Genomic DNA, 2,038 nt, shown 5'->3' on the forward strand with positions numbered 1-2,038 from the left:
ATGATTGAGCCGGGACCGAGCATCGCGAGGACCCGAGTCGAAATCTCCGCAGCCAACGTCGGGAGGCGACCACCCCCGACGCTCAGCGGATGATCGACCCGATGATCCGAGTCACGAGCGGATGGCGCCGACATCCTTGCGGAGTACATGCTTCATGATCTTGCCCGTCGTGTTGCGGGGCAGTTCGTCGACCACCACGAGCTCACGCGGGAGCTTGTACCGCGCCAGGGCTCCGCCCAGGAACTCGCGCAACTCGTCGAGTTCGATCGTCGCACCCTGTTTGGGTACGACCACCGCTGCCACCCGCTCACCCCATTCGGGATCGGGCATGCCGATCACGGCGACCTCGGCAACGGCGGAATGCGTGTAGATGGCACTCTCGACCTCGGCGGGATAGACGTTCTCACCACCCGAGATGATCAAGTCCTTCAGTCGATCACAGATGAAGTAGAAGCCATCCGAGTCCTGGTAGGCGACATCACCGGTCTTGAACCAACCTCCGTCGAGCTGCGCCGCAGCGGTGGCGTCGGGGAGATTCCAGTATCCGGGGGTCACCGTGTCGCCCCGGACACACAGTTCTCCGGGCACACCGGGCGTGTTCAGGTCGTTGCCGTCGAAGTCGATAAGCTTCACCTCGTTGAGCATGCCCGGGGTGCCGCACGATCCCAGCTTGTCCAACGCTCGTTCCGTACCGAGGAAGGTGGCACCGGTGGATGTCTCGGTCATCCCCCAACACTGGCTGACCGGAATCCCCCGAGAACCGAACAACTCCAGCAGATGCTTGGGTACAGGCGCGGCACCCGCGACGATGATCTGCAACGACGACAGATCCGCGGAATCGAACGTGGCCTCCTGCGTCAGGTACAGCATCATCGTCGGCACCAGGAACAGTGAGGTCACCCGGTAGGTCTCGACATCGGCGAGAACCCTGTCCGCATCGAACCGTTCATGGATGATGACGTGGCCGCCGGCCATGAGGACGGGAAGGGTCATCACGCACAACCCACCGGAATGGAACAGCGGCGCCGAGGTCAACGCGATGTGCTCACCGTGATAGTTCACCGCGAGCATCCAGTTGACGTTCCCGGTCCAGATGTTGCGGTGGGTGAGGATCGAACCCTTCGGGCGGCCGGTGGTTCCCGAGGTGTAGAGGATCGCCGCGACATCGTCCGGCGAAACCTCGACCTCCGGCACCGAACCGCCCTCGGCGGGACCGTGCTGCAGCCAGCCGTCGAACTCGCCGTCGAAGGTCAGATAGGACTGCACGGCAAGCGAACCGCGGATTCGGTCGATGATCGGCACATGCTGCCCGTCGGCGATCAGCGCGGTGGCGCCGGCATCATCGAGGATGTAGGTGAGCTCGTCGTCGGCGAGCCGGTAGTTCAAGGGCACGAACGTCGCACCGAGTCGATTCACCGCGAACAGGGCGACCAGGAAGTTGCTGTGGTTCATCCCGAGATAGGCCACACGGTCACCCACCGACACCCCGGTCGAGGCCAAGAATGCAGCCTGCTCCTCCACCCTTCGCTGCAGCTCGGCGTACTTCCAGGTTTCGTTCTCGAACGTGAGAGCCGGCTTGTGCGGATCACGTTGTGCACGGGCGGAGAGCCACGTTGCCAGACCGAGCGGATTCATCAGAGTCCTATCGCCGAAAGGGTGAGAGATCGGCCGATGCACCACGATCGGGTGCGATACACATCGAGGAGAAGTCGACGATCGATATGGCCGAATACCGTTATGTTACAGCAGATCACGGCCGAGCACACGTGCCGGAACATGTTGACGTAAAACGAGGGAGTTTGTTCTGACCACTCCGATGCGGGGTCTGCGAACCCCTCACCGTGGTGATGTGAGAACCACGTCGAAATGCTTGAATTCATCGATATCGGGGATTCTCGACACCGATCACACCGGACGACACGATCAGTCGATCAGCCGACTACAGAAGGACACGTGATGAGCACTGCCACAACAGATCTCGCAAGATACCCGGAACGCTACTTCGCCAGCTGGAATCAACGGGACATCGAACAGGCGC

The 2,038-nt window shown here is 61.7% G+C and carries 1 protein-coding gene; it reads right to left on the minus strand.

Translation table 11 applies throughout. From position 1 onward, the window contains the following. Window positions 1-111: 111 nt before the first annotated feature. Complete coding sequence (locus GD1_RS23865; protein ID WP_059040011.1) at window positions 112-1,635, minus strand: acyl-CoA synthetase; 1,524 nt, start codon at window positions 1,633-1,635, stop codon at window positions 112-114. Window positions 1,636-2,038: the final 403 nt, after the last annotated feature.

It is taken from the genome of Gordonia desulfuricans NBRC 100010 (assembly GCF_001485495.1).
Classification (GTDB): Bacteria; Actinomycetota; Actinomycetes; order Mycobacteriales; family Mycobacteriaceae; genus Gordonia; species Gordonia desulfuricans.

Coding starts and splice junctions, on each gene's coding strand:
- GD1_RS23865 (WP_059040011.1), bottom strand. CDS start 1,635: ATGAATCCGCTCGGTCTGGCAACGTGGCTCTCCGCCCGTGCACAACGT.